Annotated in this window: 9 protein-coding genes and 1 pseudogene; 1 reads left to right on the top strand and 9 read right to left on the bottom strand. The window is 60.2% G+C overall.

All coding sequences use genetic code 11. The features are described 5' to 3' along the window. The first annotated feature begins 361 nt into the window (after positions 1 to 361). Complete coding sequence (locus tag AB2L51_RS11200) at positions 362 to 1,144, top strand: response regulator transcription factor (protein ID WP_395582588.1); 783 nt, start codon at positions 362 to 364, stop codon at positions 1,142 to 1,144. A gap of 43 nt (positions 1,145 to 1,187) precedes the next feature. Here AB2L51_RS11200 and thiD read toward each other — a convergent pair whose 3' ends face one another. The 9 genes and pseudogenes from thiD to AB2L51_RS11155 form a co-directional block, all read right to left on the bottom strand. Continuing rightward, complete coding sequence (gene thiD / locus AB2L51_RS11195) at positions 1,188 to 2,021, bottom strand: bifunctional hydroxymethylpyrimidine kinase/phosphomethylpyrimidine kinase (RefSeq protein WP_395582587.1); 834 nt, start codon at positions 2,019 to 2,021, stop codon at positions 1,188 to 1,190. A 17-nt stretch (positions 2,022 to 2,038) separates the two neighbouring features. Beyond that, positions 2,039 to 3,397 carry a phosphoglucosamine mutase gene (gene glmM, locus AB2L51_RS11190; protein ID WP_395582586.1) on the bottom strand — a complete coding sequence of 453 codons (1,359 nt, stop codon included), beginning with the start codon at positions 3,395 to 3,397 and terminating at the stop codon, positions 2,039 to 2,041. A 145-nt stretch (positions 3,398 to 3,542) separates the two neighbouring features. Further along, positions 3,543 to 4,604 carry a dihydropteroate synthase gene (folP, locus tag AB2L51_RS11185; protein ID WP_395582585.1) on the bottom strand — a complete coding sequence of 354 codons (1,062 nt, stop codon included), beginning with the start codon at positions 4,602 to 4,604 and terminating at the stop codon, positions 3,543 to 3,545. A 65-nt stretch (positions 4,605 to 4,669) separates the two neighbouring features. Further along, the gene (gene ftsH / locus AB2L51_RS11180) at positions 4,670 to 6,595 is read right to left on the bottom strand and encodes an ATP-dependent zinc metalloprotease FtsH (protein WP_166115659.1); all 1,926 of its coding nucleotides are present in this window, start codon (positions 6,593 to 6,595) and stop codon (positions 4,670 to 4,672) included. A gap of 118 nt (positions 6,596 to 6,713) precedes the next feature. After that, the gene (gene tilS, locus AB2L51_RS11175) at positions 6,714 to 8,075 is read right to left on the bottom strand and encodes a tRNA lysidine(34) synthetase TilS (protein WP_395582584.1); all 1,362 of its coding nucleotides are present in this window, start codon (positions 8,073 to 8,075) and stop codon (positions 6,714 to 6,716) included. Beyond that, positions 8,062 to 8,910: a tol-pal system YbgF family protein gene (locus AB2L51_RS11170; RefSeq protein ID WP_395582583.1), complete on the bottom strand. Its 849-nt coding sequence runs from the start codon at positions 8,908 to 8,910 to the stop codon at positions 8,062 to 8,064. The genes tilS and AB2L51_RS11170 overlap by 14 nt, the downstream gene beginning before the upstream one ends. 146 nt (positions 8,911 to 9,056) lie before the next feature. Continuing rightward, positions 9,057 to 9,530, bottom strand: a complete 474-nt coding sequence (gene pal / locus AB2L51_RS11165) for a peptidoglycan-associated lipoprotein Pal (RefSeq protein WP_166115661.1) — start codon at positions 9,528 to 9,530, stop codon at positions 9,057 to 9,059. A 319-nt stretch (positions 9,531 to 9,849) separates the two neighbouring features. Continuing rightward, positions 9,850 to 11,214 (bottom strand): Tol-Pal system beta propeller repeat protein TolB, encoded by a 1,365-nt coding sequence (tolB, locus tag AB2L51_RS11160; RefSeq protein WP_395582582.1) that lies wholly within the window; start codon positions 11,212 to 11,214, stop codon positions 9,850 to 9,852. Between the two features lie 25 nt (positions 11,215 to 11,239). Beyond that, positions 11,240 to 11,825: pseudogene (locus tag AB2L51_RS11155) on the bottom strand (energy transducer TonB); the annotation flags it as partial.

Here is an 11,825-nt window from a genome sequence, read left to right as displayed (position 1 = left end):
GGAAGCGGGAAGAGTGAAGTGCCGGATTTGTAAATTTTTTATAAACACAGAATTTGTTAGGGAATAATAAATATAATTACCCCCATAATTCATTATTATTAAATAATTTACTTTACATTACTTATTATTCGTCTCTCCGGGAACTTTCTCACCATATAGTCTTTATCCACGGGATGATATGTTTTTCCTCGATATGCCCGATTGAGACATACAAAAACCGCATATCTGTTATTACACAAATTATAAAAATAAAATGAATTTGTGTTTATTTTTTTAGAAAAACACGTAAGAGTATAGTCAGAGCCATACAATACAACCACAAGATGTATCCCTCCACACCTGCAGCTATGTGAGGCCAGTCATGCGCATTTTGTTTGCCGAGGACAAGTTTACCTCCAGTCGGGCCATTCTTTCCGCCCTGAAAAAAGCAGGTTTTGCAGCCGATCTCGCCAGATCTGGCCAGAACAGCATAGAATTGCTGCGTCATTATGATTATGGGCTTGCCATTATCACCATGGCTCTGCCGGACATGGATGGATACACCATTCTCAGCACCCTGCGCACACTCAAGATCACCACGCCTATTATCGTTCTTTCCAGCATTGATACACCAGAGGCCAAGATACGGGCTTTTACGCTGGGCGCTGATGATTATCTGGCCGAACCATTTGAATCCGCCGAACTGATTGCCCGCGTACAGGCCATTCTGCGCCGCTCCAACGGATATGCCCACCCGATTGCCCAGGTTGGCGCGCTGACCCTCAACCTGAACAACCACACGGTTACAGTGGCAAACCATCCCATTCACCTGACTGGCAAGGAATTTGCCATTCTGGAACTGCTGGTGCTGCGCAAGGGCATTGCCCAGACCAAGGAAACATTCCTCAACCACCTGTACGGTGGCCGGGATGAGCCAGACATCAAGATTATTGACGTATTTATCTGCAAACTGCGTAAAAAACTCCAGGCCGTTGGGGCCGGAGACCTTATTTCCACCGTATGGGGCCGTGGGTACATTCTGCATGACCCGCTGGCACAACCGCAGACGCAGACACCGCCCATGCCCGCCACCCCATTGGTGCCCTCCGTTGCGCAGCAGCCCAGACTGCCAGAACCCGCCCTGCTTCAGGCCGTCGGGGACTAGCTGCCTGCACCCGAACGCGCCTGCCCGTGGACGCCAGCAGTCTTCAGGGCCTGATTGTGGGGTACCAGGCATGGGCATGCCATAATGGCCCCGCACCCCTGCCGAGTCCGGGGGCCTGTGCAATGGCGTCATGCACATACTGGCAGGACCGCCGGACCGCATCTGGCAGGGCGAGTCCCTGCGCCAGTGTCGTTGCCAGCGCGCTGGCCAGCGTACAGCCCGTGCCATGGGTGTGCCGGGTTGTAATGCGCTGCCCCACAAATTCGCGCGTTCCTGCCGTATCCAGCAGCACATCCACCACTCTTTCCCCCGCCAGATGCCCGCCCTTGAGCAGAACAGCCGCCCCCGTATGCTGGTGCAGCCATAAGGCTGCGGCCTTCATCTCCTCCACCGTATGAATGGTGAGCCCTGTCAGCTTTTCCGCTTCGGGCAGGTTGGGGGTAATCAGGGTTGCAAGAGGCAAAAGCGTTGTGCGCAGGCAGGCCAGAGCATCCTCATCCAGCAGGGCAGCGCCCCCCTTGGCCACCATAACCGGGTCCACCACAACAACAAGATCAGGGGCATTCTGGCGAGTCTGGGCAATTTCTGCCGCCACGGCCTGCGTTTGCACAACACCCCCCAGCATGCCGGTTTTAATGGCATCCACCCCCAGATCATCCACCACACAGCGGATCTGGTCGCGAATAAACTGTGGCGGCACAGGCAGAATATCCTGCACGCCCTGTGTGTTCTGGGCTGTCAGGGCAGTTATGGCGGTCATGGCATAGCCGCCCAGCGCCGTAATGGTTTTGATATCGGCCTGAATACCCGCCCCTCCGCCAGAGTCACTCCCTGCTATGGACAGAACTCTCGGGCACTGGGGGGTGGGGTGGGTCATGCAGGGGCTTTCAGGCTTCAGGCTGGCTGGGTTGCTTTTTCCAGCACGGCACACATTTTGTTTACGGCCTCCTCCACAAGGGCGGCATCTTCCGCCTCGGCCATAACGCGCACCAGCGGTTCCGTGCCACTACGGCGTAACAGCAGGCGGCCCTGACCGGCCAATATGCGTTCCACCTCGTGCTGGCGTTCTCGCACTTCATCCGTATCCAGGGGACAGGCCCCAGCGTAACGGACATTACGCAGCTTTTGCGGGAAGGGCTGGAAAAGACGACAAACCTCGCTCGCGGGGCGTCCGGATTCCACCAGCACGGCCAGAATCTGCAAGGCGGCAATCAGGCCATCACCCGTTGTGGCAAAGTCGGTCAGCACCATATGGCCCGACTGCTCGCCCCCCACATTCACCCCACGCTCCCGCATGCGTTCAACCACATGACGGTCGCCTACAGCGGTACGCTCAAGGCCCACGCCCATTTTTTCCAAAAACCGTTCAAGCCCCATGTTGGACATAACCGTGGCCACCACGGCATTGCCCACCAGACGCCCTTCCGCTGTCCATGACCGGGCGATAAGGGCCAGAATCTGGTCCCCATCAATCAGACACCCGGTTTCATCCGCGATCAGCACACGGTCGGCATCCCCGTCCAGAGCAATACCAATATGTGCACCGTGCTGCACCACGGCCTTGCACAGGGCCTCGGGGTGGGTGGAGCCACACTGTTCGTTAATATTCACACCATTGGGTTCACACCCGATGCGAATAACCTCCGCCCCCAGCTCCCACAGCGCTGTGGGGGCAACCCGGTAGGCCGAGCCATTGGCGCAGTCGATCACGATTTTCATGCCGTCCAGCCGCAGCTTGCGGGGGAAGGAGGACTTGGCGCTTTCAATATACCGGCCTGCGGCATCGTTCAGGCGCGAGGCGCGGCCGATCTGGGCCGGGTCTGCCATATCCGCATGCAGGTCTGTCACCATCAGGTTTTCAATCGTGCGCTCATCCTGATCGGAGAGCTTGAACCCATCGGGACCGAACAGTTTGATCCCGTTATCACCAAACGGGTTATGGGAGGCAGAGATCATGACCCCCAGATCGGCCCGCAGGGAGCGGGTCAGCAGGGCAATGGCGGGTGTGGGCAATGGCCCGACCAGTGTGACATCCATACCAGCGGACAAAAAGCCGGAAACCAGAGCGCTCTCGATCATATAACCGGATAATCTGGTATCCTTGCCCAGCAGCACGCAATGCCGGTGGTCCCCACGCCGAAAGTGCAGCCCCGCCGCCTGCCCCAGCTTCTGGGCAATTTCCACCGTCATGGGCGCAATATTGGCAGTGCCGCGAATACCGTCTGTTCCAAAAAATCGCTTCATAATACTCATTCCATTCCGCAATCGGCAATGGACCTGAATACTCTGGCCGTTGCTGGCGGAAACTTCTGTCCTGTCCTGCTGCTCTTTCCTAAAACGGTTTTGGATTGGAAGAAACCGTGTTCAGGCCACAAAAAACATTTTTGGCACACCAGACTTACCCACCCTGCACCCCCTGCCAGACCCGGACCCCCTGCGCCATACTGGCCACAGCGTGCACCCGCAGCAACGGGTTGCCAAAGGGCATGGCCATAAGGGAGGCCGCCACCGTGCCGCTATCGCGCCGGGCGGGGTCTGCCACACCTGTCAGCGTGCCAATCATGCGTTTGCGCGAGAGGGCGCACACTACACGGCACCCCAGATTGGCCAGCAGCAGAATACGGCGCAGCAGAACAATATTCTGCTCCTGCGTTTTGGCAAAGCCAAACCCCGGGTCCACCATCAGCCGCTCACGGGCAATGCCCGCTTCCACCGCGGCCTCCACCCTCTGCCCCAGTTCCCGCACCACCTCGCAGGCCACATCGGTATAGTGGGTGTGTTCCTCCATGGTCTGGGGGGTGCCGCGCATGTGCATGAGCACAACGCCACACTGCTGCTTTGCCAGCAAAGGCAGAGCGGCCGGGTCGTGCTCAAGAGCGGAAACATCATTGATCACGCACGCACCCGCAGCCAGTGCACGCTCCATGACCAGACTATTCCGCGTATCGACCGAAAGCGGCACATCGGGCATGCTCTGGCGCAGCCCCTCCAGCACCGGGCCAACCCGCTCCCACTCCTGCTGGGGGGAGACAATGGCGGCACCGGGGCGTGTGCTTTCCCCCCCGATATCGAGCACACCGGCCCCATCACGCACCATCTGCCCGGCCGCCTGCAGGGCAGAACCTGCATGGTAGTGCTGGCCTGCACAGCTAAAGCTGTCTGGCGTTGTATTCAGGATGCCCATAACCAGCGGCCCCGCAGGCAACCCGGCATCGGGCACGGGGGAAACAAGGCGCTGCATCACGGGTAGCCACGCATGCGGCACAGCGCCCACAGGCACGGGGCCAGAAGCGCTGTCCCCCTCAATCAGCAAAACGGCTGTAAACGCGGCGGTACTGTTCTGGAAGGGTAGGGCCACGCCTTGCCGTATGGCCTCCTGCGCCATTGGTCCAAACAGGAACCCCATGGGTTCAACCAGCCTGCGCCACATCGCCTTATCCTTTTTTACTGTCCCCACCATACAGAAGAGGCGGCACCGGGTGCCGCCTCTTCTGCTTCATATCCGTTGACTGCCGTACCCTGCCCTTAACCGGGCTGGGGCGCGGGAACAGCACCGCCATCTTCCGCCGGGGTGGGGGCTGGAGCCTCACCCGTAACCTGCGGCACGGAGGCGCGGCGGTTAACCGGGCCATCATCCGCTTCTTCTGCCCGTTCAATTGGCTGGCCGCGCATGATCTGGCGGATTTCCTCACCTGTCAGGGTTTCGTATTCCAGCAGGGCTTCGGCCAGACGGTGCAGTTCGTCCACATGATCATGCAGGTAATTGCGGGCCTGCACGTAGGCTTCATCAATCAGGCGTTTGACTTCAACATCAATATCGCGCGCCGTCTGTTCGGAAAAATTGCGGGCAGCCCCAAAAAAGCTGTTGCCCTGATCTTCATCCGCATAGGCGATCATGCCCAGCTTGTCGCTCATGCCCCATTCGGTCACCATGCTGCGGGCAACACGGGTGGCCATTTTAATGTCCCCCATTGCGCCGTTGCAGATGTTGTCCTTGCCGTAAACCACTTCCTCGGCAACACGCCCACCCATGGCCACAACAAGGTGGGCAATGGCGTTCATCTTGCTCATGGAAAGCCGGTCGTCCTCGGGCAGACGCATGACCATGCCAAGGGCACGCCCACGCGGGATAATGGTCGCCTTGTGAATGGGTTCACTCTCGGGCACCAGCACGGCGGTAATGGCGTGCCCGGCCTCATGGTAGGCGGTGCGCTTCTTCTCGTCCTCACTCATCACCAGCGAGCGACGTTCAACGCCCATCAGCACCTTGTCCTTGGCATCTTCAAACTCACGCATGGACACCGTGCGGCGGCCAAGGCGTGCGGCGGACAGCGCGGCCTCGTTGACCAGATTGGCCAGATCCGCACCGGAAAAGCCGGGAGTGCCACGGGCAATAATGCGCGGGTCCACATCGGACGCCAGCGGCACCTTGCGCATATGCACCCGCAGGATTTTTTCACGCCCGCTTACATCCGGGTTGGGCACCACCACCTGCCGGTCAAACCGGCCGGGGCGCAGCAATGCGGGGTCCAGCACGTCGGGGCGGTTGGTGGCGGCAATCAGGATCACGCCCTCATTGCTTTCAAACCCATCCATTTCCACCAGCATCTGGTTCAGGGTCTGCTCGCGCTCATCGTTACCGCCGCCCATGCCCGCACCACGATGGCGGCCAACGGCGTCGATTTCGTCAATGAAGATAATGCACGGTGCGGATTTTTTGCCCTGTTCGAACATGTCCCGCACGCGGGAAGCACCAACACCGACAAACATTTCCACAAAGTCGGACCCGGAGATGGTGAAGAAGGGCACATTGGCCTCCCCCGCAATGGCGCGGGCCAGCAGGGTCTTACCCGTGCCAGGAGGGCCAACCAGCAGCACACCTTTGGGGATTTTGCCGCCCAGCCGCGTGAACTTCTGCGGGTCCTTGAGGAAATCCACGATTTCCTGCAACTCGCCCTTGGCTTCATCAATCCCGGCCACGTCTTCAAACGTTACGCGGCCATGCTTTTCGGTCAGCATCTTGGCGCGGGACTTGCCAAAGCCCATGGCCCGGCCCCCGGCCCCCTGCATCTGCCGCATCATGAACAGCCATGCCGCCACCAGCAGGATAATGGGCAGGGAGTTGAGGAAGTAGCGCAGCAGCGGGCTGCCATCCTGCTCCAGCGGCTTGGCCACAACCTCCACCCCTTTACCCACCATGCGCGAGACAAGGGAGGGGTCCAGAGGAGCATAGGTCTCAAACGCGGTGCCGTCGGTCAGCGTGCCGGAAATATTGTGGTTCTGCATGACAACAGACCGGACATGCCCCGAATCAATATCGGCCACAAAATCGGAATATGCCAGTTGCTGGGCGGCATGCTGCGCCGTACCCGGCTGGAACATGTTCACCAGTAACAGCAGTAGCAGGATAATGCTGACCCAAAGCGCCAGATTGCGACCTAAATTGTTCATCTTGCCCGAGTGTCCATACTTCTAGTGCGTAAAGCGCCGGAGTGTCCTGCCATCTTGCCCGGCGCCCGGGGAAAAAAGCAACCTTTGCTCTTATAAATGGGATGCCTGAACCATTTTCCTAGCCCACGGGTCCCACATAGTCCGTGTTGTGTACTTTTTTGCACCCGTACACACCCATTCCGGTTGCGGGAACAGGAGGTCTGAACTCAAAAAAAACATCTGCCCAGTCTGCCGTGCTGCGCCACCCCAGATGCGGCACCGCAACCCGCTGCCCCTGCCACCACAACGCGGGCAGCCCGGCACAGAACAGGGCAGGCCACCCGGCACGGACCCTGCGCGCCAGCCCGTAACCGGCAGCCCCTACATATACCCCGCAACGCAGCAGGGCAGAAGAGGCGTGCAGCACAAAGCGGCCATCCCATACAGCACCGGGGCTGGCCGCTACCGGCGCACCAACACCGGCCTGTTCACGAATGAGAAACCACTCATCGCGCCATCTGGCAAGCCGGGTGCCAGCCAGCGTGCCCGCTCCCCCGTTTTTGCACAGCCGCGCTACGGCAGCCGGTGCAGGAGGGTATTGCTGCGCACCAACCGTGCGGATCAGTCCCGACAGGGCCGCGGCTTCGGGCAGGTTTTGCCCAAGCCCAACCCACCCATGGGGGTAAAATGCGCAGGTCTGCGCCAGTGCCATGGCCTGCGCCCTCTCACGCGCCATGCGCTGCGCGCCTGCATCCATGGCAAGGCACCAGAACTGCTCTGACAGGCCATTTTCCTGCAAAGCAAAGCGGACCCGCACACGCTCGGCCCGCAGGTCCTGATTAGACGGGTCATCCACCCAGCCCAGCCCAGCCGCATGCAATGTCTGGCGCAGGGCCACGCGGGAAACACCCAGTAATGGCCGTACCAGCCGTACATCGGGCGTGTAGCTGATCCAGCCCATGGCTGCCAGCCCATCCGGCCCGCTCCCTGCGTTAGAGCGCATCCATGCGGTTTCGGCCTGATCATCCGCCTGATGGCCAAGGAGCAAGTCCACACAGCCAGCCTGCTGGCAGGCCTGCACCATGCGGGCATAGCGGGCCTTGCGCGCCCGTGCGGCCATGGCGGGGCCTTTGGTCAGGCCGGTCAGGGTTATCAGATGGGCGGGCACGTCCATGGCGTGCAGACGCTCCACCGTAAGCCGTGCCTCTGCCGCAGAATCGGGGCGTAACCCGTGGTCCACTACAAGGGCCAGCAGATTGCGCCGCCAGCGCCGGGCAAGCCATGCCAGCGCCAGACTATCCCCCCCGCCAGAAACAGCCAGTGCGACCGGGGGGCTCCCCGGTGCATCCGCACCCCACGGGCCAAGGGTATCCAGCAATGCCGCAAACCATTGCGGCGGAACCGGCTTGTCGGAAAAAACCGGGCGCTGTTCAAACCGGACCGGCAATCCTCCTACCCCCGATAGTCCGGGGGTACGTGCTGGAACATCAGTTACAGCCACCCTTGCGCCCGTATATTTCCGCCGCACGGGCCACGCGTGGTGCGGGGGACGGGAACTCGTTATTCAGCTTGCCCAGTGCCTCACACGCGGATTTTTTATCCCCCAGCGCAAGAAGCGTGGCCGTTACACCCAGCAGGGCATCGGGTGCCCGGGCACTTTTGGGTGACTGGCGATATGCGTCGTAATACGCCACGGCAGACTGCCGGTACTGCTTCTGCCCGGCAAGGGACTGGGCCAGAAGAAACTGCGCATCCACCCTGAATGCCCCTTTGGCCGTTTTAAGGGCGGCCTCGGCATTGTCATAGGCGGTATCGTAATCCCGCTTTTGTAAGGCCGCCTTGCCAGCACTCAGCAGGGCATCGGGCGTGTTGGGGCGCGCCGCGGGCTCCGCAGGGGCGGCGGCTGGGGCGGCGCTGCCCCCCCCTGCCCCAGCCTGCGCGGCAAACTGGCTATCCGCCATCTGCTTGGACAGGGCGGCTGTTTTTTGCTGGAGGTCGTTGGTCAGCTGGTCAATCTCGCCACGCATATCGCGCTGCTGCTGCTCCAGCGTGTTGACCCGCTCCAGCAACTGGGAGACCAGATCCCCATTAACAGCCGATGACCCACCCGCAGAGGCAGATGGTGGGGGAAGCGCCCCGCCCTCGCCCTGAGAGGCCTGCATCTGGCTCATGGTCTGCTTGAGAGCAAGAATCTGGTCCTGAAGGGCAATGCCTTCCCGGCTGGTAATATCCTGTGCATGGCCCATGGGGCTGGCTGTGCCCATAAGCACGGCCACCAGACCCGAAAGCACCAGACCATGGCGGACAACGCGTACTGCTTTAACCCGGGACTTCATTGAAAACCTCACCCCATCGATAGGAAACGGGCAAGAATTCCATCATTCCGTCCCGCAAAACAAGACACGAAATACAAAACAGGCCGGGCGTTGAGGCCCGGCCTGTTTCGTTTAATCAGTCAGATTTCAGATAATGTCTGAAAATCTTACTTCACAGCCGTAATGGCGTTACGGTTCTGTGCCCATGCTTCTTCGGTGTCGCCCAGAGCGGTGGGGCGGTCTTTACCGTAGGAGATGGTGGAGATGCGCGAAGAGGTCACGCCTTTTGCCACCAGATAGTCACGAGCGGCGTTTGCACGACGCTGGCCCAGAGCAATGTTGTATTCTTCGGTGCCGCGGTCATCGCAGTTGCCTGCAACTTCAACGTTCACCTGGGGATACTTTGCAAGCCAGTCAGCCTGCTTCTGCAGGGTGGTCTTGGCGTCAGCGCTCAGGCCGCTCTTGTTCAGGTCATAGAATACGCGGTCCCCCACGTTGGCGACCAGATCAGCTTCGCTGCCCGGCACCGGGCCAGACGGCTGGGTAGCCGCGCCGGTGGAAGCACCCGTGTTTGCATTTTCGTGCGCACAGGCTGACAGAAGAGCAACCATACCAAGCGCAGCAACAACTTTCAGTCTCATGTGTCGGATCCTGAGAATTAGCCTTAGGGCTATTCGGAGAAAAAGAAGTTAATAACCTTGTATCTCCGCGTATTCTTCTGCTCCCCTCCGAACCCTTCGAAGAGCCGACGAATTTTGGAGACCATTCCGCCGTAAGCCATAGCTTATGCGGCCGGTCAAGCATGTTCTCTGTTTCTCATACCAGCCATACCTTGACTGATACCCAAACAACACACCCCGGCCCTACGCACAATAACCCAAAACTATGGAATTATAAAGAAAATTACGGCGGAATTATGAAAACTTCTCCCGCCCCGAAGCCGGGCGGGAGAATAATCCCTCACCCGTTCAGGGGGGACCATGCCGGGTCGGATGCCCCTTCTGGCGTAGGAATGACGCGGTCATTGAAGCCCGTAATATCGACCATGCCGATAATGGAGCTGAATCCGCTCCCACCCGCGCCGGCTCGGCTCTGGCGGCAATAGGCCAGCACACGTCCGTTGGGGCAGAAGCTCGGACTTTCCACCGTAAAGCCCTCGGTCATGATCCGCTCACCCGTGCCATCAGGCAGCATGACCCCGAGCGAGAACATGCCACCGGCAATGCGGGTGAAGGCGATCAGGTCCCCGCGAGGGGACCATACAGGGTCGCCATAGGTGCCCTGCCCGTAGGAAATCCGCTGCGCGTTCCCCCCGCCTGCAGGCATGATGTAAAGCTGCGGACTGCCGCCACGGTCCGAGTTGAACACGATCTGCGAGCCATCCGGGTTGTAGCACGGGCTGGTGTCAATCGCGCCCGATGCCGTAAGCTGCCTGCGCGCGCCCGATGCCAGATCGACCGAATACAGGTCCGACCCGCCATTGCGGGTCACGGACAGCAGGACCGTGCGCCCATCGGGCGAGAAGCGTGGCGCGAATGAGATCCCCTGAAAATCACCCAGAATCTGCTGCCGACCGGTATTGAGATCAAACAGATACACCCGCGGCCGGTTATTGGCGTAGGACATGAAGGCAACCTGGTCTTTGGCCGGGCTGAAACGGGGTGTCAGCGTCAGCCAGTTACCAGCCGTGAGCATGCGGGCATTGGCGCCATCCTGATCCATGATGGCCAACCGCGTGCGCTGGCGCCCACGCGGGCCAGAGCGGGAGATAAAGGCGATGCGGGTATCAAAATACCCTTTTTCACCCAGCATCCGCTCGTAAATCACATCGCCCACAATATGGGCGATACGCCGCCAGTTGGCGGAGGATGTCGTGTAGGCCGTCCCCTGAATCTGCTGCTGGCTCAGCACGTCCCACAGCCGGATTTCCACCCGCACGGATGCACCACTCCCCGTAACGCTCCCCGTCACCTGCGCATGCGCGCCAAGGCCCTTGGCGGTGGCAAAGTCGGGCTTTGCGGCGGAGGACGAGCCAGGAATAACCTTGAACAGGCCCGTGTTGTTCAGATCGTTGGTCAGCACCTCGGCCATCTGCTGGCCAAGACCGCCCCCAAAATCGGGGATGATAATGGGAATGGGGGCCGTGCGGGCCTGATCCACCGTAATTTCCGCTTCTGGCGCGGCTGTGGCGGCAAAAGCAGCCAGCGGAGTGGCCAGAATGCCCCCTGCGGCAACGCTCGCGCCAAGCAGGGTGCGGCGGCGCAGCGCGCCCACCAGAGCATCTGCTTCCTGATCGGAAATAAGAGGCCGGGTACTCATCAGCATGTGTTTTCCTCCGTGTGGCCTGCTTTTAAGGCCTGAAGACAAATTTGAGTTGCCGGGGCTGCCCAAGAAGCTCCTTGGGAATCGGCAATTGGGCGCATGTGGGGCTTAACACGGCCGCGCGGGCACGCTCGGCCAGAGCACGGTAGGACGCATCCGCGCTCATGCGCGCCTGTGTTTCCGGGGCGAACTGCACAATACGCGCCTCACCCGTTGCATCCACGGTTACAACCAGATGGGCCACAAAACTGGCATAGTCCTTGGCTGCCGTATCCTCCGAATAGCAACGACGGACAGATGCCCCAATGGCCTTCTGCTGCCCAACGCTCAGGCTGCCCGTAATGTTACTGCCCACGGGTGATCCACCCCCGTTAGGCGCACCCCCGGCCAGCGGGTTGGCCCGCGCCTTGGGTGCGTGTGTCTGCTTCTGGTCCGAGCGGAAGGTATCCAGCGTTTCCAGCAGCGAATGTGTATCCGGCTCGCTCTTCTTGGCCTTGTTGGGCTGTGTCAGATGCGAGGGCACCACCACGTCCGGCAGCGTATCCGTCTGCTGCGTCATGGGCGATGGGGGGGCCACACTGGTGGACGGCTTGAGCGGCGCCGGGGGGGATGGG

The organism is Acetobacter fabarum, from assembly GCF_040702925.2.
GTDB classification, from domain to species: domain Bacteria; phylum Pseudomonadota; class Alphaproteobacteria; order Acetobacterales; family Acetobacteraceae; genus Acetobacter; species Acetobacter fabarum_B.
This window is presented reverse-complemented; position numbering and strand designations above follow the sequence as displayed.

Coding starts and splice junctions, on each gene's coding strand:
- ftsH (WP_166115659.1), bottom strand. CDS start 6,595: ATGAACAATTTAGGTCGCAATCTGGCGCTTTGGGTCAGCATTATCCTG.
- tolB (WP_395582582.1), bottom strand. CDS start 11,214: ATGCTGATGAGTACCCGGCCTCTTATTTCCGATCAGGAAGCAGATGCT.
- pal (WP_166115661.1), bottom strand. CDS start 9,530: ATGAGACTGAAAGTTGTTGCTGCGCTTGGTATGGTTGCTCTTCTGTCA.
- folP (WP_395582585.1), bottom strand. CDS start 4,604: ATGGTGGGGACAGTAAAAAAGGATAAGGCGATGTGGCGCAGGCTGGTT.
- thiD (WP_395582587.1), bottom strand. CDS start 2,021: ATGACCCACCCCACCCCCCAGTGCCCGAGAGTTCTGTCCATAGCAGGG.
- glmM (WP_395582586.1), bottom strand. CDS start 3,397: ATGAGTATTATGAAGCGATTTTTTGGAACAGACGGTATTCGCGGCACT.
- AB2L51_RS11200 (WP_395582588.1), top strand. CDS start 362: ATGCGCATTTTGTTTGCCGAGGACAAGTTTACCTCCAGTCGGGCCATT.
- AB2L51_RS11170 (WP_395582583.1), bottom strand. CDS start 8,910: ATGAAGTCCCGGGTTAAAGCAGTACGCGTTGTCCGCCATGGTCTGGTG.